The sequence below is a fragment of the Streptomyces sp. NPDC050988 genome (assembly GCF_044456225.1).
Classification (GTDB): domain Bacteria; phylum Actinomycetota; class Actinomycetes; order Streptomycetales; family Streptomycetaceae; genus Streptomyces.
In genome coordinates this window covers 153,469-172,443 of the sequence record NZ_JBITFQ010000002.1, presented here as the reverse complement: position 1 = coordinate 172,443, position 18,975 = coordinate 153,469, and the positions used below count along the sequence as shown (strand labels likewise).

The following is an 18,975-nucleotide window of genomic DNA, read 5'->3' as shown; positions in this document are numbered from 1 at the left end:
GAGATCAACCGTATACGTCCTTCTGTCAAACATTTACGAAAGCTGCGCGAGATATTGCGGTCACTTGTTCACGGTGGTTGAGTGTGCGGCGCCCCACATCGCACTGGCGATGAGGGCGCCTTCCACGTTCATGCCCGAAGGGGACCACCCATGAGAAGAGCTCGGTTCCGCCGCACGCGCCGCGCCGGCGCGGTCACCCTCGCCTCCGCGCTCACGCTGACCGCACTCGCCGCCTGCGGTACGAGCAGCAGCGACGACGACGGCGACAACGGCTCCGGCAACAGTGCGAAAGCCGACCCCGCCGCACCGCTGGACCCGAAGACCAAGGTGTCCATCACCATCGACTGCATGCCCCCCGCGGCGAAGGCGGCCGAGCTCAGGCAGTGGAACGAGGACGTCAAGGAGTTCAACAAGAAGTACCCGAACGTCACCATCGAGGGCCGCTCCACGCCGGGCCAGTGTCTGGAACCGCCGCGCTTCACCGCGATGCTCAAGGCGAAGTCCCAACCCGACGTCTTCTACACGTACTTCACCGACCTGCCCCAGGTCCTCGACAACGACGGTGCCCAGGACATCAGCGCGTACATCAACGACAAGAGCGTCCCGCTGCTGAAGGACATCGACCCCGACGTCCTCAGTTCGCTGAAGAAGGACGGGAAGCTCTACGGCCTCCCCACCAGCAACTACCGCATGGGCCTGCTCATCAACCGCAAGCTCTTCACCGAGGCCGGCCTCGACCCGGACACCCCGCCGAAGACCTGGGAGGAGGTCCGCACCGCGGCCAAGAAGATCGCGGACCTCGGCGGCGGTGTCGCCGGATTCGGCGAGTACAGCGCGGCCAACACCGGTGGCTGGCACTTCACCGCGCAGATGTACAGCCTCGGTGGTGACGTCGTCGACGCGAGCGGCAAGAAGGCCGCCTTCAACGACGCGACCGGCAAGCAGGTCGCCGAGAACCTCCACGCCATGCGCTGGGACGACGACTCCATGGGCAAGACCCAGCTGCTGAAGTGGGGCGACCTCCAGAAGCAGATCGCCACCGACAAGCTGGGCATGTTCCTCGCCGCCCCCGACGACGTCACGTACATGGTCCAGCAACTCGGCGCCAAGTACGAGAACTTCGGCATGGGGCCGATCCCGGGCGGTGAGAACACCCTCGCCGGCGGCAACAACTACATGATCAAGGAGGGTATTTCGGCCGACAAGGTCAAGGCCGCCATCGCCTGGCTGAACTTCAAGTTCACCACGGTCGGCAAGGGCCAGTACGACTGGAAGCGGTCCAAGGCCGACGCCCTGCCCGTGGGACTCCCGCAGCCGAACCTGTGGCTGAACGGCTCCAAGGCCAAGGACGACGCCGCCCGCAAGGAGTTCGCCACCATGCCGGTGGAGAACTTCAAGGCCTTCACCGACAACCCGGTCCCGGGCAAGGCCGAACCGCCCAAGGCCCAGGAGATCTACAAGGTCCTCGACAACGTCATGTCGGGCATCCTCACCAACAAGGACGCCGACATCGACAAGCTCCTGTCCACCGCCGAGTCCCAGGTCAACAAGGTCCTCGCCACCCAGTGACCACGCGGCGGCCGGGCGGTGTCACCACCGTCCGGCCCGCCCGCGCGCCGCCGTTCACCGGCGGCGCGCGGGCGAGTGCCCGACCTCCCACGGCATGTGCCCGGAACCCGACCCGTCCGGCGGCACCGCAGTACGTCAAGGAGCGACCATGTCGGCCCCCATCCTCACCAAGGACCCGGTGGTCAAGGACCGCCGCCCGCGCAGGCCCCGTGCCGGTGCCCCGCACCTGCCGGACGGCGAGTTCGGCAAGAACCTGCGCCGCAACATCACCGCCCACGGCTTCCTCATCGGTGCGGTGCTCTGCTTCGCCTTCTTCTCCTGGTATCCGATCGTCCGGGAGTTCCTCCTCGCCTTCCAGAAGACCGAGGACGGCAACGTCAGCTGGGTGGGCTGGGACAACTTCGTCACCGTCTGGAACGACCCGGCCTTCGGCCAGGCCTGGCGCAACACCCTGTGGTTCACCGTGCTGGCGCTGGTCCTCGGCTTCGTCGTACCGTTCGTCACCGCCCTGATCATCAATGAATTCCGGCACGGCCAGGGCTACTTGAGGCTGCTGGTCTACCTGCCGGTGATGCTCCCGCCGACCGCGTCGGTCCTGCTCTTCAAGTACCTGTACGACCCCGGGTACGGCATGTTCAACGAGATACTCGGCGTCTTCGGCGTCCCCGCCCAGCAATGGCTCCAGGACCCCGACACCGCGATGCTCTCCGTGGTGGTCGCCTCGACCTGGATGAACATGGGCGGCGCCACACTGATCTACCTCGCGGCCCTCCAGGGCGTGCCCGGTGAGCTGTACGAGGCCGCCGAACTGGACGGCGCGGGACTGCTCCGCAAGGTGTGGCACGTCACCGTCCCGCAGACCAGGCTCATCCTGCTGCTGATGCTCCTCATGCAGATCATCGCCACCATGCAGGTCTTCATCGAGCCGTTCCTGCTCACCGGCGGCGCCGGTCCCGAAGGGTCCACCACCACCATCGTGTACCTGATCTACCAGTACGCCTTCAACTTCAACAACTACGGCGCCGCCGCGGCGCTCGGCCTGCTCCTGCTCGTACTGCTGGCCGGCTTCTCGGCCGCGTATACCCGACTCAACCGCGCCGAGCAGGACTAGGGGACCGGGGGAGACACGGACATGTCCACTCGCACACTCATCTCACCCGCCCAACTGGCCCGCCCACGCGGCAAGGTCCTGTACTGGGTGTGCTTCGCCCTCGTCGTCGTCCTGTTCACGCTGGCCTTCCTCGGCCCGCTGTACTGGATGGTGTCCGGCGGACTCAAGACCACCCAGGAAGCCGTCCAGACCCCGCCCACCTGGGTGCCGGGCTCCGTCCACCCGGAGAACTACCAGCGTGCCTGGGAGGTGATGGACCTCGCCAAACTCCTCCTCAACACCCTCTACTACGCCTTCGGCGCGCTCGCCTTCCAGCTGGTGCTCGACGTCGCCGCCGCCTACTCGCTGTCCAAACTGCGGCCCGTACTCGGCAAGATGATCCTGGGCCTGATGCTCGCCACCCTCATGATCCCGGCGACCGTCCTCGTCGTACCGCAGTACCTCACCGCGCTGGACGTGCCGATCGTCGAACGCAACCTGCTCAACTCGCCCTGGGCGATCTGGCTTCCGTCGGTCACCAACGCCTTCAACATCTTCCTGCTCAAGCGGTTCTTCGACTCCATCCCCAAGGAACTGCTCGACGCGGCGGCCATGGACGGCGCCGGCTCGCTGCGCGTCCTGTGGTCCATCGTGCTGCCGGTCTCCCGGCCCATCCTCGGTGTGGTGTCCATCTTCGCGGTCGTCGGCGTCTGGAAGGACTTCCTCTGGCCGATGCTGGTCCTGCCCGACCCGTCGAAGCAGACCCTCGCCGTCGGCATCTACTCGCTCGCCACCAGCGTGCCCGAGAACGTACTGATCGCCTCGCTGACCATCGCGTCCCTGCCCACGCTGATCCTGTTCCTCGTCTTCCAGCGCAACATCATGAGCGGACTGACGGCGGGCGGCCTCAAGGGCTGACCGAGCACACGCCGTACGGACACCACCCGCGGTCACCCGCAGTCCGGGCACCACCCGCAGCGAACACCACGCAGGTGCCCCCACCGATCCTCCGCCGCCGCCCCGTTCCCGACGCCTCGCTGTCCGGGGCGGCGGCGGAGACCACCCCTGCCCCGAAAGGACCGACACGTGGCAGCCCCTCAGCCCGGTAAGACCCCCGGCCACACCGACGACTGGTGGCGCGGCGCCGCCATCTACCAGGTGTACCCGCGCAGCTTCGCCGACGGCGACGGCGACGGCACCGGGGACCTCACGGGCGTACGGTCGAGATTGCCCTACCTCGCCGAACTGGGCGTCGACGCGATCTGGTTCACCCCCTGGTATCTGTCCCCGCTCGCCGACGGGGGCTACGACGTCGCCGACTACCGCACCATCGACCCCGCCTTCGGCGACCTCGACGAGGCCGAGCGACTGATCACCGAGGCCCGCGAGCTCGGCATCCGCACCATCGTGGACATCGTGCCCAACCACGTCTCCGACCAGCACCCCTGGTTCCGGGCCGCGATCGCCGCCGGACCGGGCAGCCCCGAACGCAAGCTCTTCCACTTCCGTCCGGGCCGCGGCGAGCACGGCGAACTCCCGCCCAACGACTGGCCGTCACAGTTCTCCGGCCGCACCTGGACCAGGGTCGAGGACGGCGAGTGGTACCTCCACCTGTTCACACCGGAGCAGCCGGACCTCAACTGGGCCCACCCCGCGGTGCGGGAGGAGCACGAAGAGGTGCTGCGGTTCTGGTTCGAGCGCGGGGTGGCGGGCGTACGTATCGACTCCGCGGCGCTGCCCGCCAAGGACCCCGACCTGCCCGACTTCGTGGAGGGGCGGGACCCCCACCCGTACATCGACCGGGACGACCTGCACGAGATCTACCGCTCCTGGCGGCGGATCGCCGACGAGTACGACGGCGTCTTCGTCGGCGAGGTGTGGCTGCCGGACTCCGAACGTTTCGCCCGCTACCTGCGCCCCGACGAACTGCACACCGCGTTCAACTTCTCCTTCCTGTCGTGCCCGTGGGAGGCCGCCCGGCTGCGCGCCGCCATCGACGACACCCTCGCCGAACACGCCCCGGTCGGTGCGCCGGCCACCTGGGTGCTGTGCAATCACGACGTGACCCGCACGGTCACCCGCTACGGGCGGCAGGACACCGGTTTCGACTTCGCCACCAAGGCCTTCGGCACCCCGGCCGACCTGCGGCTCGGCACCCGCCGGGCGCGTGCCGCCGCCCTGCTCACCCTCGCTCTGCCCGGCTCCGTCTACATCTACCAGGGCGAGGAACTGGGCCTGCCCGAGGCGGAGATCCCCCGGGACCGCATCCAGGACCCGATGCACTTCCGCTCCGGCGGCACCGACCCGGGCCGCGACGGCTGCCGTGTCCCACTGCCGTGGACGGCCGACGCTCCGTACGCCGGTTTCGGCTCACGCACCGAACCCTGGCTGCCACAGCCCGACGGCTGGCCCGCCTACGCGGCCGACCGCCAGGCCGACGACCCCGACTCCATGCTCAACCTCTACCGCGCCGCACTGGGCCTGCGCCGCGCCGACCCGTCCCTGGGCGACGGCCCGCTGCAATGGCTGCCCTCCGCCGACGGCGTCCTCACCTTCCGCCGCTCCCCGGACCTGATCTGCGTCGCGAACCTGGCCGACACCCCGGCCGCCCTGCCGGACCATGCGGAGATCCTGCTCTCCAGCGGACCACTGGACACCGACGGCAGGCTGCCCTCCGACACGGCGGTGTGGCTGCGTACATGAGGCACCGGAGGGTGGCGGGCGCCATGCAGGGTTTTCCCGGCGTCCTGTGACGCCCGGTCGGAAGGACGCCCTGTGACGCGCCCGGTCAGAAGTGGGTGGTGACGCCGAAGACCCGTCGGAGCTGAGCCATGTCATGGAGGTCGTGGTCGGCCGGTTCGTATCCCTGATGGAAGTAGACCTGCTGCTCGGCCGACAGACAGGGGACGGCGGTTCCCCGGATCGCGCCGCTGACGAAGCACGGGGCGGGATAGAGGAACGGGCGGTGCGGGTCGGGGGAGGCCTGCACCGCGGACCCGTCCGCCGCGAAGACCAGCGGGTGCAGATCGATCTCGCGACCGCGCGGGTCCGTGACCACGAACCGCACGGGACGCCAGTCGAGCGTCTCGACGAACCCGGCCTCCGCGAGAGCCGCCACGACGGCCTGCTCCTGGTCTTCCCGGTGCATCAGGTCCAGGTCACGGTGCCGACGTGTCTGCTCCCCGACCAGAATGTCGATGCCCCACCCGCCGCCCACCCAGACCTCCACATCCGCGGCACGCAGCAGGGCGAGAACGGACAGTACGTCAGCGGCGGTCATCACGCGGGCACGGTAGCGGCCCGGCGGCCGGGCGGGCGAGCGGATTTGTGGTGGCGACGAGCGGGATCGGCGTGGCGGGGAGTGGGATCGGGGTAGCGGGGAGTGGGATCGGCCGGGCTGTACCGGGGACGGTCAGGTCTGCTTCTCCACGTTGATGGCCTTGCGGAGTTCCTCTCTCGCGGCGCCCGGTTCCTCCCGCCGGATCTCCGGCAACGCGGCCGCGATTGCGTCGAGTTTGCGCTGGATGGCGTGCTCGGCGCGCCGCTCGGAGTTCGTCAGCAGTGCAATCGGAGTTCTTCAGCAGTGCCAGGAGCAGCAGTGACACGGCGGACATCGCCTCGCCCACCACCAGTAGCCACTGTGTGGGCAGCTTCAGCGCGTGCGCGGTGATGGAACCGGCGACCAGAACGAGGCACACGCCGAAGAAGCCGGGGAGCTCGCGCCCAACTCCGTGGCGACATGTGCAAGGGGACGGCCGGAGCGGACACGGTCAACGAGCAGTCGGCTGCCGTGAACGTACAGGTGAACCTCCCTGAACTGCGCCACGTAGCGAAGCTAGGGGCTGGTCTGCCGACAAGCGCGTGCAGGTGAACGAGTGTGTCCGGCCCCCTACTTCCCCACCCCGGCCGACGGCACACCTGCGCCTGGCCGGATCAGGATCAATAGTTAGGTGCGCCCTTGATGTCTCTCGAACCGGCGGTGGCCAAGATCGTCGACGCCTACCGGACCTGTGAGTTCGTCACTCTTGGCCGGGACGGGACACCGATCGCCTGGCCGACCGTGGCCCTTCGTCGCGATGACGACACGTTCCTCGTCACCACATCTCTCGCGTTTGCCCAAAGGGCCTCAACATTCGTCGTGACGGCCGGGTGGCCCTGCTGTTCTCCGAGCCCACCGGCAGTGGGCTGGAAGCTCCGGATCAGGTGTTCGTCTCGGGTACCACTGTGTGCCCGGGCGAGATCGTGACCACGCCGTCGGACGACCCGGCGTACTGGTCGCTGCTCTTCGACCGTCAGCCCCACAGCAGAAGCTACGTGGACGCGCCCGCCCGCTGGCTGATGGACTGGTACTACTTGCGGCTGCTGATCACCGTGGTCCCGACCGAGGTGCGCGTCCGCGCGCCGCTGACCGCGTCGCCCGGCGATGGCGGCGGCACCGCGAACGGCACGACCTCCCTGCCCGGCGCCGACGTCCTCGCCGGCTTCCCCACCGCCGTACTCAGCGCGCGGGCCCCCTCCGGCGCCCCGCTGCTGATGCGGACACCGACCACGGCGACGCCCGAAGGGTTTCTGGTCGAACCGGCTCCCGACTGCGAGGTCGTACCCGGTCCGGCCGCTCTCCTCGTGCATCGCCACGACGACCGCCTATGGGGTCACTACAACGCGGTTGTGCCGGGCGAGTTGCGGCGGTCCAACGGCGGCGGTTGGCTGCTCGTGCCACAGCGCGTGATCGAGCCGTCCGGCAACGGAAGTCCGCGCGATCAGCTGCGCCTTTTGCGTTCCGCTCGGCGTTCGACCAATGCGTATCTGCGCAGGCGTGACCTGCACCGCCCACGTGTGGACTGGCCGGCCCTGAAGACTCTCGCCGAAAGGTCTGCCTCCCAGGACACCGGAGCCTGATCACCGGGACGCGGCCGCAGGAAGGACAGCCCGCTGTACCGGAGCGAGGACAACCCGCTGTACCGGCCGGTTCCTGCTGAATGTCCCAAGCGAACCACTGACCCGAAGCGTCGGGTCCGTGACAATCAAGTGCGCCCTGCCACAGTTCCCCGCGGGCCAGTGGCGTCGAATCGCTTGTCAATAAGTGACCGTCCGGTTGGTGCGCGAGCAGCGGCCGGGCCGCAAGGACCAGAAAAGGTCCAGAAAGATGGCATAGCAGCATGACTGAGTCTCTGAGGCGGAGCTGCCTCGAAGCTGAGGACATCGCCGAGCTGGCGAAGCGGATCAGGGGATCGGTGCTCGCTCCGGACGACGCGGGCTACGCCGACGTGATCGCCGCGTTCAACCTGCGTTCGCAGCACCGACCCGGCTGGTGGTGGCGGCCGCCACTACCGCCGACGTACAGGCCGCGGTCGGTTTCGCCGCCGCCCACGGCATGCCGGTCGGCGTCATGGCCACCGGTCACCAGCCGTTCCCCGTGACGGAGGGCTTCCTGCTCATCACCACCGGCGCGCTGAGTACGGTCGAGATCGATGCCGGACGTGCTGTGGCCCGCGTGGGTGCGGGTGCACGCTGGAAGGACGTCGTGAGCCCGCTCAGGCTGCGGGTCTGGCACCGCTGCACGGGTCCGCACCGAATGTGGGGGTGGCCGGCTTCACCCTCGGCGGCGGTCAGAGCCCGTTCCTGGGCCGGACCCACGGCTGGGCCGCCGACCATGTCAACTCGATCGAGGTGGTCACCGCGGACGGCGCGCGGCGCCGGGTGTCGGCGGAGTGCGCACCGGAGCTGTTCTGGGGGTTGCGCGGCGGACGCAGCAACTTCGGCGTCGTCACCGAACTGGAGATCGGCCTGTTCCCGGTGACCTCCTTCTACGGCGGTGGGCTCTACTACCCCGCCGAGGACATCGAGGCCGTGATCCGCGCCTACTTCTCGGTGGTGCGGGACGCTCCGGACGCGCTCACGTGCTCCCTGGCGGTGCTGAACCTCCCGCCGGTTCCGGAGGTACCCGAGCCCATGCGCGGCAAGTCCTTCGCGCACGTGCGGATCACCCACCTCGGCCCCGACGACGAGGCCGAGAAGCTCGTCCTTCCGTTCCGGGCCATCGGATCGGCGGCCGTGGACACGATAGGCCGCCATCCCTACGCGGAGTTCGCCGCCGTGCACACGGATCCGACGGATCGCTTCCCGTACGAGGAGCAGGGCATCACGGTGACCGACCTGCCGGACAAGGCGATCGACGTGCTCGTGCGGGAGGCCCGCCAGACCTCGGGCAGCCCGGTCACGGCTCTGGAGATCCGCCACCTCGGCGGCGCCTTGGTCAGGCGACCGGGCGAGGCGGCTCCCGTCGCCGTATGGGATGCCGTCTTCAGCGTGTGGGGGGTGACGGCCGGGCCGCCGGAAGTGGTCGACGCGGGCATGGCGGTACTGGACGACACGCTCCGGCAACTGACTCCGTGGTCCACGGGCTACGTCTACACCAACTTCGCCGGACGCGACGACCGGGCCGAGGACGTGTTCACCGCCGAGGACCTCCAACGGCTGCGGGCGCTCAAGGAGGTTTACGACCCCCTACAACCTCTTCAGGGCGAACAACCACAACATCACTCCGGAATAGGGCCCCGCATCACCCCGCAATAGGACTCCGCATCACTCCGGAGTAGGACCGCGAAGAAGGCAAGGAAAGCAGCTGAACGTGAGCAAGCAGCCCCGGAAAAGACCCTCCAGGAGAGGTGGGCTCCTGCAAGGTGCCGTGGTGGTCTGTTGCGCCATGGCTCTGTCCACCGTCCCGGCCGTATCGGCGAGTGCGGCGGTGCCCGCCCCACGAACCGTGGACTACGTCGAGCTGGGGGATTCGTATGGGTCCGGCCCCCGGTATTCCCTCCTGGTCGACCCCGCATGCGTGCGGTCCGACCAGAACCATCCCTCGCTCCTCGCCGCCGTGGAGAACTGGCAGCTGACCGGCTCCAGTTGCGGCGGCGCCACGACGGTGGCCCTGACCGGGCCTCAGGGCACGAAGTCGCCGCAACTGGACGCGCTCGACGCGGACATGGACGTCGTCACCCTGGTCAGCCACCCCGATCTGTTCCCGGACGACGGTGTCGGCCGCACGAGCTCCCTGGTGCCACTCGCGGCCGGTGACTTCGCCCACCTGCGAGACACCGAGAAAAGGTTCAACGCAAGGCCCGCGAGCCAGGCCCGGGCACGCAGTGTCCGTTACGTCGACACCTACACCGCGACGATCGGGCACGACATGTGCAAGCCCGCCAAAGAGCGCTGGATCGAACCGCCCGTTGTGGTGGCTCCGGCTGCGGGCTCTCACCCCAACGCCCAGGGCCGGCAGGCCATGGCCACCGCGGTGCAGCGCGCGCTCCGCTGCGTCACACATCACCGCTGAGGGCTCCGAAACGGGCGTGCCGGCTTTCGCGCGGGCGGGCCGACGCCGACATCCTCTCTCGGCCCAATTGGCCGCTACCGAGAAGCGACGCGCCCACAAACACCACCGAACCTCTCCGAACACCGAGCGGACACGCTCCGCCGCAATCCCCGAGCAAGGACGCACCATGCCAACGGATTCCCTCGCCCCACCGCCGTTCGACACCGCGCACGACGACGTGAAGTCGCCCCTGCGCCATTTCGTCCCGGCCGCCATGCTGTCCCAGTTCGGCGTCTACGTCGCGCTGGCCGCCCCCATCCAACTGCTGCTCGCCCTTCACCTCGACGCCATCGCGGGCGACGGGGCGACGACCGCGTTCGGGATCCTCGTCGGCGCGGGGGGTCTGATCGCGATCGTGTTCAGCCCCGTCGCCGGCCGGATCTCGGACCGCACCCGCACCCGTCTGGGCCGTCGTCGCCCCTGGATCCTGACCGGCACGCTGCTCACCGCGCTCGCGCTGGCCGTCATGCCCGCCACGACCGAGGTCTGGCAGGTCGTGCTGCTGTGGTGCGGAGTGGCGGTGGTCACGAACTTGCAGGTCGCCGCGCACAGCGCGGTCATCGCCGACCAGGTCGATGCGGGACGTACGGGAGGGGTGTCCGGGCTGGTCGGCCTGGCCACCGCGCTCGGGCCGCTGCTGGGCGTGACCCCTGCCACCACCGCCCCAGGCGGCCGAGCCGGCCAGTGGTGGGCATAGCGCTGCTCGCGGTCCTGGCCGGCATCCTCGCCTTCCTGCTGCTGCGCGAGACGCCCACCAGCGCGCCGAAGCCGCCACTGAACCTGCGGACCATGGCCATGACGTTCTGGCTCGATCCCCGCAAGCACCCGGCGTTCGGATGGGCGTGGCTCGTCCGCCTTCTGATCGGTTGTTCCTACGCCTCCGTCGCGTTCAGTGCCTTCTACCTCATGGAGCGTTTCGACATCAGCAAGGAGGACCTCACCGGTGTCACCCTTCGGCTTGTTGTCCTCTCGATCGCCTGCGTCATCGTGTCCACGGTGGTTGCCGGCTACGTGTCCGATCTGGTCCGGCGGCAGAAGCCGTTCGTGGTCTTCGCCGGGGTGACGGCCGCTGTCAGCCTCGCCATGATGGCGTGGACCTCCGACCTGTCCGTGGTCTACGTGGCTGTGGCGGGCATGGGCATCAGCACCGGGACGTTCCTGTCTGTCGACTTCGCCCTGTCTGTACGCGTCCTGCCCAACAAGGACGACGCGGCCAAGGATCTCGCGATCTTCAACGTCGCCGGCAAGTTGCCCGAGTCACTGGTCCCGTTCATGGGCCCCGCGCTGCTGGCACTCGGGGGCTACACAGCACTGTTCCTCTTTCTGGGTGCTGCCGGCCTGCTCGGCGCCCTCGCGTGCTTCCGGCTTCCCGAAGTCGGACGAGAACACGAGACAAGCCGCTGGAGCGCACCCATCACCCGCAGCTGAACCAGCCACCAGCAGATCAACTGCACCCACTCGGTCGACCGGGACCCCAACGCTGCACACAACATCGCGGCCCACGCCGTCTCCGTCGACCAACCTGTCGCCTCTGGTATGAGGGGAGACGGGGAGACACCAAACGTCCGCCGAGCCCCCGTAGGACCAACCAGGCCCGCGAGCCGGACAGCAAGAGGCTACGAAACGGGAAGGCTCCAGCCCATGCAGGCTGGTGCCTCCTCAGAGGCGCGATCCGCCGACGCTCTTCACCCTGGATACCGAGTACGACGTGGCAGGACGCTCATGAACTTCCTGGGCACCCGTTTGGAACAGGATCTGGCAAAACGAGGAGTGACCTTGCTGTCGGGCTGCCCTTCCACTCGACGTGGCGGAGGTAGGCGCGGTCATTGTTACGCGTGTTGTCCGGTAGCGCCGAGGTAAGCGTATCCGGAGGCCGTCGGCGAATTGGTGAGGCGTGTAGCCGACCGGCAGCAGCATGGCTAGGGTGCTCGCGTGGATCAGGATGACCGGCTACGTCACAGCTCGTCGTTCGGCGCGGCGGCGGCCGCGTATGTCCAGCACCGCCCTGACTATGCGCAGGCTGCGGTGGGCTGGGCACTTGAGCACGCGCCTGGCCTGCGAGTGCTCGACCTGGGCGCCGGAACCGGGAAGCTCACCGCCACGCTTGTCGCGCTGGACGCGGATGTCGTCGCGGTGGAGCCCGACCCGGCGATGCTGGCCGAGCTGCGCCGCGCGCTGCCGGCTGTGCGTGCCCTGCCGGGTCACGCCGAGGCGATTCCGCTGCCGGACAGTTCCATCGATGCCGTGCTGTCCGGCAATGCCATGCACTGGTTCGACATGGCTGTCGCGGGACCCGAGATGGCCCGGGTCCTCGCACCCGGCGGCATCCTGGCCGGTCTGTGGAACGTCATGGACAACCGGGTCGACTGGGTGGCCGGGCTCGCGCGGGTCAGCGGGAGCGCGGCCATCGGCCCGCGTGACGTACCCACGAGTTGGCGCACGGAGACGGCCAACATGCACCTTCCCAAGACGGGCGGGGCCACCCGGTTCGGCTCGCCGGAACAGGCCGGGTTCCCGCACGGGCAGCGCCGCACCGCCGACTCCCTCGTCGCGACCCTCGCGACGAGGGCGGGAATGCTGGTCATGCCGGAGCAGGTACGAGAGGCCACGCTGGGCCGGAGCCGCGCCTACCTCGCAAGCCGGCCGGAGACAGCCGACGGCGAGTTCACCCTCCCGATGCTGACCTGCGTGCTGCGCGTCCGGCGGCTGTGAAAGTCATCAAACGATGGATGTGGCTCGACGCGTCGCCGGAACGTGCCGAGCTGCCGGTTCGCTGATCGGAGCTGTGGCCGGGGTGCCATCCTCCTACCGTGACGGTGGAGGAGGCCGTGTCGACGGTGTCGCTGGTCGAGGAGTTGGAGGCGCGGGAGGCAGCGGCCCGGGGGCTACGGGTGGAGGAACTCGAGTCCCAGGTCGCGGAGTTGACGGTGCGCCTGGAGGCCGAGCGGGAGACGTGGTCGCGGTTGCGGGTGACGCGGGAGACGGTTGCCGAGGTGGTCGCGGAGATGTCCGGGTCGGGCGGGGTGAGCGTGGTGCCGACGCCAAATCCCGCTGCCCTCGACCGCCGGCACCCTCCTGGTCCTGCAGTTCGACGGCAAGGGCATTGTCATGCGGCCCGAGGCCCTGCGGCCCGTCACCCTCAAAGCACACATCCAGACCCGGCGGGCGATGGCACCCGGCTCGCCCCGGGTGAGAAGCCACACCGCCAGCGGATGGTCACCCTGGCCTGCGTCTTCGAAGTCGATCGCCACCGGTGCGATCGAGGGCGCCTGCCGCTACCTGATCGGCGACCGCCTCGACATCACCGGAGCCCGATGGGGCCTGCCCGGCGCTGAAGCCGTCCTCACACTCCTAGCCCTCAACGACAACGGCAACGTCGAGGAGTACTGGCGCTTACACCTCGCCCGCGAACACGAACGCCTCGGTCCCACCCCCGACCAGCACACCTACCAACTCCCAGCCTGACCTGCAGACTTCCCGGAGCTGGAACTGCACCCATTCCAGCTCGGCCACGCCCGGCTCGGCTCGGCCTGGATGCGATCGGCCTCCTCACGCAGCGCGTCCACGCGACGGCGAGCACTCAGCTCACGCTGTTCCAACTACCCGACCACCGACGGCATCCACGACCTCCCGGAGAGCGACAGCACGACAGGCCACTACTTCCGCATGACCTCCGTCCCTACCCCTGACCAGCGGAAACACCGCCTTCATCAGAACCAGAAGAGCGTCACCACACGCCACACCTGATCGATGAGGAGTCCAGCGGTGCACACAAGAAGGACCGTCGTCTTCAATCTATGGAGCGACACGATGCGCCAGTTGTGCAGGTCCTCGCCGGCCATCTCCCACACCGAGGTCAACACTCCTGTCGTTGGCAGCGCCACCAACACGGTCAGCGGAACGAGCACCCAATGCGTAAGATCGGTGGTCAACTGCGTTAGCCGGACGACAAGCGAGACGACCAACACTGTAGCGATGTGCCCATGCACGCTTCGCTCGACGTCATGCTGCATCGCAGGATGATCGTAAGGGTGGTGGGGAACCCTGGCCGCTTGTCGCTGCACCCGCATCGCCCACAACGACAAGACGATGACGTAGCCGTAGACAGCGGCAGCCGCGATCCAGAACATCGCCCCCCACATCCTCGACCACAGGCTTCAACGAGATACAAAAACTGAGGCACTTTACAACGTCGCGGCAAGGTGCCTCCAGAGCAGGAATTGGCCAAGGACCGCCTCCGCCCCCCCGGGCATCGCGCCTGCGCCCGGTTCGGTGCGTACCTTGGCGAGGACGCGCCAGTTCTTGAGGTGGGCGAAGCCGTGCTCGAGGGATGCCCGGGACGGCAGCCAGCGCATGGCCCGCCGCCTCACCGGTGAGAACACCATCTCCTGGCGCGACCCGGCATCAGCAAACCAAAGCCGAATCTCAGGATGAAACAACGGGGAAAACGACCTCCTAGTCTGGCCGATCCCCTGACCGCGGAGGTCGGGCGACGCCCCAACTCGACCTCGACATAGGGGAGTTGGCCCGGCAGTATGGCTAAATTCGGCATGTGTGAGCCGTCTGCGCGGGCGGCGGGACCGGGAAGTCACGGAGGCAGGGGCGGGGACAGGGGCGGGGACAGGGGCGGGGACAGGCGTGAGCTACGACAGACTGCCGCGGGAGTACCGGATCAGACCGGCCCAGACCCGCGCCATGATCATTGGTTTCTCCGTCGGCCTGGTGCCGATCCTGCTTCCCGTACTGCTGATCGACGAGTTACCTCAGATCGTCAAGATCGTCATCGTCGTCCCCCTCCTCGCGCTCTTCGGGTGGCTCGTATGGGCTGCCGGGCGCTGTGCCACCACGGCGGACCTCAAGGCGATCAGAATCCGCGGGCTGGTCGGGCGCCACGCTCTGGCCTGGGAGGACATTCAGGAACTGCACATCGAGCACAACCCCGGTGCCCTCACGCATGGGAACGGACCTGAACTGACCACTTATGCATACGGGTCGGGCGGGCGCAGGGCCCTGCTGCCGTACCTCGACGACCGTCACGTCGATGTCGAGCGCGAGGTCGCCCTGCTCCGGGAGATCTGGCACCAGCTGCGTGGTGAGGACTGGACGCCGGACCCGTCCGTAGCCGCCAGGATCGACCGCTCCACCGCGCGAAAGTCGGCCCTCGGCTGCGGGCTCATCGCAATGTTCCTGTCCATCGCCCCGCTGTTCGTGGTGGGGCTGTTGCCCCTGTTCTTGGACATGCCCGAAGCCGTCGAGGCGGTGCTGAGCCCCAAGATCATCTTGGTCGGACCGCCGATCATCTTTCTGGTCACTGCTTTCATGGCCTACCGCGTGGAGGTGAGCGGCAGGGAGGACCGTTCCTGACCGCTCGGTGACGTCAGCCGTCACGCGACCTGCTGAGATTCCCGGGAATCGGCGGCACGTGACGCGGCCGTTCTTTCGTGCTTCGAAACGTCGAGTTCGAAGCACGAAAGAACGGCCGCTGCTTACAAGTTTCCCCATCGACGCCCCCACAGGCGAGGCATTGAGCGCCTTGTCCCGCTGTCGGGTCGACTCCTACGGCTGCCTGTAAGGAGCGTTGGACGGGGCCGGCCGGCGAGGACGCGATTGCACCGCACGATGGTCGGCCTGATCGGCCGACGGGCGGATCGTGCTGGGGGAGGCTGAACCGTGGACGATGTCGCCCATCACCAGGTCGAATACCTCGATCGCCTCGTCGGCGGCGATCTGCGGCATGACCGCGGCGAATGCCACCAGCGTGACCAGGCGCCGGTCCCCGGCGAGGTCGGACACGGCCTGGGGGCGGGCGGCCCTGGCGAAGCACACCAGGGCCTGCAGCCGTCCCGGCGAGATCGAGTCCAGGTTCCACGCGTTGCCGCCGAAGCCGCGCTGACCCCGGCCCATCGAGTCGACCAGGCCGTGCCGGGCGAGAGCGGACAGGACCTTTCGGGACCGGAATTGCGATCCGCGATCCGAATGCACGACGCATCCGGCTACCTGCCCGCGGCGGGCCACCGCGGACTGAAGGGCCGTCACCGCGAGACGGGACTTCATCCGCGAGTCGATGCAGTGAGCCTTTTCCAACCTCACGTTGATGCGTGGTGAAGGACGACGACGGCTTTCACGACGTCGGTGATCGGGTTGGTGCTGCAGCGGAGCTTCCGGAGCACGCGCCAGCCTTTCAAGGTGGCCACGGCCCGTTCAAGATGGCCATGGCCCGTTCGCCGAGGCAGCGGATCTTGGCATGGGCGCTGTTGTGGCGGCGCTTCCATTGCTTCGGGCGGTGGCTTCGGAACGGGACCCTGATGGGCCCGCCGGCTCCTTGGTACGCCTTGTCCGCCCAGCGTTTGAGCCCCGCGTCGGTGAGTGCGCCGACGATTCCGTGATGCCGGGCGGCGGTGAGATCGTGGGTCGATCCGGGCAGGGCGGGCGAGGTCCGGAGGAGACGTCCGAGCGGATCGGTGAGGACTTGCACGTTCATGCCGTGACGTTTGTGTTTTCCCGAGTGGTACGGGGTGTCGGCGGCGATGCTGTCAATCGGCAGCAGGGTGCCGTCGAGGATGACGCACGCCTTCTCCCGAATCGCGTTCATCGCCTCGTCCAACGTCGGGGCACGGGGCGGCCAGCACCTCGATGGCTTCACGAATACCGGAACACGGTCGCGATCCCGATGCCGAACCCGGCGGCGAGCTGAGTGCAGGTGTCGCCGCACCGCAGGTGATCCAAGGCCGGCAGGGCCTAGCCGCCGACCGGCAGGCTCCGCCACCGCGTCCCGATCTCTACCCGTCGCGCTGACAGTTGTCCGGTCGGCAACCGCAGGGTTCGACTCGACAGATCAATCGAGGACGGGTGAACGGGCACAGGAAGCTCCTGGCGGACACAGGTGATCTTGGTCGAGTACCCGTCTCTCAGGAGCTTCGTCGTTGCGCAGGACTGTTCAACTCGCGGTCAGTACTGCGAGGTTGGAAGGGGTTCATCCTGGACGGCAACGCGATGGCCGAAGTCGGCCAGGGCAACGGCTTCGCCTCCCACCTCATCCACCGCGCCCACGCCGAATCGGGCTGGTTCCTGTACGCCCCGGCCTGCGCGTTGGTTGAAGCCAATCGGGACCCGGCGCGGCACGGCCGAGCACCTGGCCTCCCTGCTGGGCATCACCGTCCTCGATCTGGACCTGGCTGTCGCCCTGGTCGTTGCGCGGCACGAGACGTGGGCCGCAGCGCACAGTCGGCACGCTGCGCAGCCCACCCCCGACCGTCCCGATGGAGGCTTCGCGGCCACCACCGCACCGCCCCGATGAACGAGCGAGCCGATCCGCGCACTGGACCTCACTCCCTGATCACAGCAGCAGACGCCTGTGGCCCCGGCCAGATTTCCGGCGGGGCCGCACTGCTGATGAAAGGCCGGGGTGAGTTCGAGGAGGGGTTCGGCGATCGACGTATTCGTCGTCCCCGCCCTCACGCTCATGGATCTGACGGGGTGCCAGCCGGCCGCCTTGACGGACGCAGGCGGCTGGGTGTCAGAAGGCGTTCTCGGCCGGGACACGCAGGACCAGTAGGTCGCACACTGGCCCGCCGGGTTCGTTGCGGCACGGGCCCGCGTACCGGTAGCCGAGCCGCTCGTACAGCGTGCGCCCGACGGTGTTGTCGGGGCGCACCAGCAGGGAGGCGCACTGGGAATACCGGAACTGCACACGCCCGATGAGGTCCGTGGGTTCAGAGAAACTGAAGGTTGTTCACCGCGAACCCGCGGGTGGATCTTCCGATTCTGGCGGTTGGGCCCGCGGGTTCTTGGTCAACCCGCTGGGCCGGACTCGGGGTGTGACCGAGATACGCGCCAAAGGGGCAACGGGATGATCTTGAAGTCCTGAGCGCCGGGTCCGTCCCGTATTTCGAAGGACACCCGTGCTGTTCTGCCAGCGGCAGAACAGCGGCCGGGCCGGGCTCGACGATCACTACAGTCCAGTTTCATGACGGCGATTACGACGCATACGGTCGAGTACCCGGCCGACGGTTTGACGATGATCGGGCACCTCGCGCTCCCGGCCGGTGTCGACCGCCGGCCCGCGGTGCTGCTCGGACCGGAGGGCATGGGGCTCAGCGACGTCGAGCGCCGCCGGGCCGATGCTCTCGCCGAGCTGGGATATGTAGTGCTGGCCTTCGACCTTCATGGCGGGCGCTATTTGGGTGACCCCGAGGAGATGCTGGCCCGTTGCATGCCACTGCTCGCTGATCCCGACCGGATGCGGGGGATCGGCCATGCGGCGCTCGACGTGTTGCGCACCGAGCCCCGGACCGACCCCGACCGGATCGCCGCCGTCGGCTACGGAACCGGGGGCGCCGTCGGGCTGGAACTCGGGCGCGGCGGTGTCAACCTGCGCGCGATCGGGACAGTCAACGCACTGACCACGGGCCGGCCCGGCGAGGCGGCGCGCATTCGCTGCCCGGTGTGGGCCGGGGTCGGGTCGGAGGACCCGATCATGCCGCCCGCGCAACGGGACGCGTTCGCCGCTGAGATGCAGGCCGCGGGCGTCGACTGGCGCCTCGCGGTCTACGGCGGCGCATTGCACGCCTTCCACCACCCGCCGGTCGACCACTCCGTGGTCCCTGGCGTCGGCTACCACCGACAACACGCGCAGCGAGCCTGGCGCGACGTCGTCGACCTGCTCGCCGAGTGCCTGCCCGTGACGGAGGACCTGGGGGCATGACCTAGGCGAACATGCTGGTGCCAGGCCTGGTCGGCGTCGCGCACTGACAGTCTCCTCCCCTCAAGCCCGCACAGCAGACCCGTATTCGGGCAGTTGCGCGGTCGCGGCGGAGGCGTATTCCCAACTACCGCGGCAAATGCCGGACTTACTGCGGCGAACCCTCTCGCGTGATCATCGCGACCTGCGGCAGGCTATCCAGCCGCCGCAGGCTAGGAGCGTGTTTCAGTGTTGGGCCACTGG

Annotated in this window: 17 protein-coding genes and 4 pseudogenes; 16 read left to right on the top strand and 5 right to left on the bottom strand. The window is 68.3% G+C overall.

The genetic code is table 11. The features are described 5' to 3' along the window. The first annotated feature begins 150 nt into the window (after positions 1-150). From ACIBEI_RS05620 to ACIBEI_RS05605, 4 genes are all read left to right on the top strand, one after another. Positions 151-1,569: an ABC transporter substrate-binding protein gene (locus ACIBEI_RS05620; protein ID WP_398885390.1), complete on the top strand. Its 1,419-nt coding sequence runs from the start codon at positions 151-153 to the stop codon at positions 1,567-1,569. A gap of 148 nt (positions 1,570-1,717) precedes the next feature. After that, complete coding sequence (locus ACIBEI_RS05615) at positions 1,718-2,680, top strand: carbohydrate ABC transporter permease (RefSeq protein ID WP_398885388.1); 963 nt, start codon at positions 1,718-1,720, stop codon at positions 2,678-2,680. Positions 2,681-2,701: 21 nt separating this feature from the next. Next, a complete protein-coding gene (locus tag ACIBEI_RS05610) occupies positions 2,702-3,577 on the top strand; it encodes a carbohydrate ABC transporter permease (protein ID WP_398885385.1) in 876 nt (291 codons plus the stop codon). 168 nt (positions 3,578-3,745) lie between these two features. Further along, on the top strand, positions 3,746-5,362 hold the full coding sequence (locus ACIBEI_RS05605) for a glycoside hydrolase family 13 protein (protein WP_398885383.1): 1,617 nt from the start codon (positions 3,746-3,748) through the stop codon (positions 5,360-5,362). An 85-nt stretch (positions 5,363-5,447) separates the two neighbouring features. On the opposite strand, the gene ACIBEI_RS05600 is transcribed toward ACIBEI_RS05605, so the two are convergent. Beyond that, positions 5,448-5,939 (bottom strand): nucleotidyltransferase domain-containing protein, encoded by a 492-nt coding sequence (locus ACIBEI_RS05600; RefSeq protein WP_398886293.1) that lies wholly within the window; start codon positions 5,937-5,939, stop codon positions 5,448-5,450. A gap of 962 nt (positions 5,940-6,901) precedes the next feature. On the opposite strand from ACIBEI_RS05600, the gene ACIBEI_RS05595 reads away from it, so the two are divergent. The 9 genes and pseudogenes from ACIBEI_RS05595 to ACIBEI_RS05555 all read left to right on the top strand — a co-directional run. Continuing rightward, a complete protein-coding gene (locus ACIBEI_RS05595) occupies positions 6,902-7,558 on the top strand; it encodes a hypothetical protein (RefSeq protein ID WP_398885381.1) in 657 nt (218 codons plus the stop codon). A 260-nt stretch (positions 7,559-7,818) separates the two neighbouring features. After that, complete coding sequence (locus ACIBEI_RS05590; protein WP_398886362.1) at positions 7,819-8,079, top strand: hypothetical protein; 261 nt, start codon at positions 7,819-7,821, stop codon at positions 8,077-8,079. Then, positions 7,971-8,459: an FAD-binding protein gene (locus ACIBEI_RS05585; protein WP_398885379.1), complete on the top strand. Its 489-nt coding sequence runs from the start codon at positions 7,971-7,973 to the stop codon at positions 8,457-8,459. The genes ACIBEI_RS05590 and ACIBEI_RS05585 overlap by 109 nt, the downstream gene beginning before the upstream one ends. Continuing rightward, positions 8,396-9,235, top strand: a complete 840-nt coding sequence (locus ACIBEI_RS05580; protein ID WP_398885377.1) for a hypothetical protein — start codon at positions 8,396-8,398, stop codon at positions 9,233-9,235. Before ACIBEI_RS05585 ends, ACIBEI_RS05580 begins: the two co-directional genes overlap by 64 nt. 130 nt (positions 9,236-9,365) lie before the next feature. Further along, complete coding sequence (locus ACIBEI_RS05575; RefSeq protein ID WP_398885375.1) at positions 9,366-9,992, top strand: SGNH/GDSL hydrolase family protein; 627 nt, start codon at positions 9,366-9,368, stop codon at positions 9,990-9,992. A 166-nt stretch (positions 9,993-10,158) separates the two neighbouring features. Beyond that, positions 10,159-10,728, top strand: coding sequence for an MFS transporter (locus ACIBEI_RS05570; RefSeq protein ID WP_398885373.1), 570 nt, complete (start codon positions 10,159-10,161; stop codon positions 10,726-10,728). Then, positions 10,716-11,459, top strand: a complete 744-nt coding sequence (locus tag ACIBEI_RS05565) for an MFS transporter (RefSeq protein WP_398885371.1) — start codon at positions 10,716-10,718, stop codon at positions 11,457-11,459. Before ACIBEI_RS05570 ends, ACIBEI_RS05565 begins: the two co-directional genes overlap by 13 nt. A 504-nt stretch (positions 11,460-11,963) precedes the next feature. Next, positions 11,964-12,743, top strand: coding sequence for a class I SAM-dependent methyltransferase (locus ACIBEI_RS05560; RefSeq protein ID WP_398885369.1), 780 nt, complete (start codon positions 11,964-11,966; stop codon positions 12,741-12,743). A 531-nt stretch (positions 12,744-13,274) separates the two neighbouring features. Beyond that, positions 13,275-13,496 (top strand): annotated as a pseudogene (locus ACIBEI_RS05555) (ISKra4 family transposase); the annotation flags it as partial. Positions 13,497-13,741: 245 nt separating this feature from the next. Here the strand turns inward: ACIBEI_RS05555 and ACIBEI_RS05550 are convergent. Further along, positions 13,742-14,161, bottom strand: a complete 420-nt coding sequence (locus tag ACIBEI_RS05550) for a hypothetical protein (RefSeq protein ID WP_398885367.1) — start codon at positions 14,159-14,161, stop codon at positions 13,742-13,744. 508 nt (positions 14,162-14,669) lie between these two features. Here ACIBEI_RS05550 and ACIBEI_RS05545 point away from each other — a divergent pair. Further along, on the top strand, positions 14,670-15,395 hold the full coding sequence (locus ACIBEI_RS05545; RefSeq protein WP_398885365.1) for a PH domain-containing protein: 726 nt from the start codon (positions 14,670-14,672) through the stop codon (positions 15,393-15,395). A 531-nt stretch (positions 15,396-15,926) separates the two neighbouring features. Here ACIBEI_RS05545 and ACIBEI_RS05540 read toward each other — a convergent pair. Then, a pseudogene (locus ACIBEI_RS05540) lies at positions 15,927-16,103 on the bottom strand (DDE-type integrase/transposase/recombinase); the annotation flags it as partial. A 14-nt stretch (positions 16,104-16,117) separates the two neighbouring features. Continuing rightward, positions 16,118-16,892: pseudogene (locus ACIBEI_RS05535) on the bottom strand (transposase family protein). A 132-nt stretch (positions 16,893-17,024) separates the two neighbouring features. Between ACIBEI_RS05535 and ACIBEI_RS05530 the strand changes: the two are divergent. Next, positions 17,025-17,328 (top strand): annotated as a pseudogene (locus tag ACIBEI_RS05530) (hypothetical protein). Positions 17,329-17,547: 219 nt separating this feature from the next. Here ACIBEI_RS05530 and ACIBEI_RS05525 read toward each other — a convergent pair. Next, complete coding sequence (locus ACIBEI_RS05525) at positions 17,548-17,721, bottom strand: hypothetical protein (protein ID WP_398885363.1); 174 nt, start codon at positions 17,719-17,721, stop codon at positions 17,548-17,550. A gap of 276 nt (positions 17,722-17,997) precedes the next feature. Between ACIBEI_RS05525 and ACIBEI_RS05520 the strand changes: the two genes are divergently transcribed. Continuing rightward, positions 17,998-18,735, top strand: coding sequence for a dienelactone hydrolase family protein (locus ACIBEI_RS05520; protein ID WP_398885361.1), 738 nt, complete (start codon positions 17,998-18,000; stop codon positions 18,733-18,735). The last annotated feature ends 240 nt before the right edge of the window (positions 18,736-18,975 follow it).

Coding starts and splice junctions, on each gene's coding strand:
- ACIBEI_RS05575 (WP_398885375.1), top strand. CDS start 9,366: ATGGCTCTGTCCACCGTCCCGGCCGTATCGGCGAGTGCGGCGGTGCCC.
- ACIBEI_RS05590 (WP_398886362.1), top strand. CDS start 7,819: ATGACTGAGTCTCTGAGGCGGAGCTGCCTCGAAGCTGAGGACATCGCC.
- ACIBEI_RS05600 (WP_398886293.1), bottom strand. CDS start 5,939: ATGACCGCCGCTGACGTACTGTCCGTTCTCGCCCTGCTGCGTGCCGCG.
- ACIBEI_RS05570 (WP_398885373.1), top strand. CDS start 10,159: ATGCCAACGGATTCCCTCGCCCCACCGCCGTTCGACACCGCGCACGAC.
- ACIBEI_RS05615 (WP_398885388.1), top strand. CDS start 1,718: ATGTCGGCCCCCATCCTCACCAAGGACCCGGTGGTCAAGGACCGCCGC.
- ACIBEI_RS05610 (WP_398885385.1), top strand. CDS start 2,702: ATGTCCACTCGCACACTCATCTCACCCGCCCAACTGGCCCGCCCACGC.
- ACIBEI_RS05620 (WP_398885390.1), top strand. CDS start 151: ATGAGAAGAGCTCGGTTCCGCCGCACGCGCCGCGCCGGCGCGGTCACC.
- ACIBEI_RS05520 (WP_398885361.1), top strand. CDS start 17,998: ATGACGGCGATTACGACGCATACGGTCGAGTACCCGGCCGACGGTTTG.
- ACIBEI_RS05550 (WP_398885367.1), bottom strand. CDS start 14,161: ATGTTCTGGATCGCGGCTGCCGCTGTCTACGGCTACGTCATCGTCTTG.